At 32.4% G+C, this 1,152-nt stretch carries 1 protein-coding gene; it reads right to left on the bottom strand.

All coding sequences use genetic code 11. The features are described 5' to 3' along the window. Positions 1 to 90 precede the first annotated feature (90 nt). Positions 91 to 786, bottom strand: a complete 696-nt coding sequence (locus HMPREF0083_RS25795) for a hypothetical protein (protein WP_021624946.1) — start codon at positions 784 to 786, stop codon at positions 91 to 93. Positions 787 to 1,152 lie beyond the last annotated feature (366 nt).

Here is a 1,152-nt window from a genome sequence, read left to right on the forward strand (position 1 = left end):
AACATTCAACAAAAACGGGGCGTCCAGCAGTCAGCTTTCACTGACTTTCTGGATAGCCCCTTTTATTTTTGATTAAGTATTTTAATACACTTACTCTGTCCAACCTTTGCTGCTTAAGTCAATTTTTCCATTTTGATCTCCCATAACTTGTACATATGCAGTACCAATTTGTATATTTATAACATCTTTTATTGGTCCGATTTTATAATCGAAAACTCCTATCCCTTTAAACTTTCCACCTGAAACATAAAAGTCCTGACTTTGCTTATTTGTTTGAACAAATGGATTAAAATTTCTCTTTACAAATGCTTGTCCTCCAAGTGCTTTTGTAGCACCACTTGAATTATACTCATATCTTCCTTCGACATGGTAAATGGTCCAATCAATTCCTACAAGAGTCATTGTAAAATCATGCTCTACAAATTTATCGTTTGCCAGAAGAGATGCATTTTGAGGACTTTCCTCTTTTACTTCGGCATTAGCAAATGAATTTTCTATCATAGCTGGGTTTTGCATAGCTTCTACTAATTTTTCCTGTTCTTCAATAGACAATTTTTTAAATTGTATCAAAACTTTTTTTGCATCTTGTTCGGCTTCATCTGCATATTTCGGATCAACACCAAGTCTAAGCGCTTCATATTTATCGTAATTCTCTAAATATTTAGCGTATGACGCTGGACTTTCTAATGGGTTTTCGTTTTCTTGTGCATAAGAAACCCCTCCTGTTAGCATAAGACCCACTGTTAACACAAAACCTAGCAACAAACCAAAAAATTTCTTAAACACACTATCACTCCTATTTACAAGATTTTTATAGCAACTTCTGAAATGAGAAACCCTCTAAGACAGTTTTCACTCTTAAATATACTCCCCAATTCAAAAGGAACCATATTTTTTTGGTAACTACTTAGCAAAAATCTATTTTATGCAAATTAGATGATTATTTGAAGAAAAGGTATATAATCTCAATTATTATATCATTTTTCCATTATAATAAATATTTAACTCCGTAAAACTTACTTTTTTCATCAAATGTCGAGTTTATTCCACTATTCCCGACAATATTCACCATAAATTTACTATTTGTAGTATGGAGCCTTTTTGTTTAATAAGGAAAGACACGCCTGTTGATTATCCATAAGGTGGAAGAAA

Origin of the sequence: Aneurinibacillus aneurinilyticus ATCC 12856 (assembly GCF_000466385.1) — a bacterium.
GTDB classification, from domain to species: Bacteria; Bacillota; Bacilli; order Aneurinibacillales; family Aneurinibacillaceae; genus Aneurinibacillus; species Aneurinibacillus aneurinilyticus.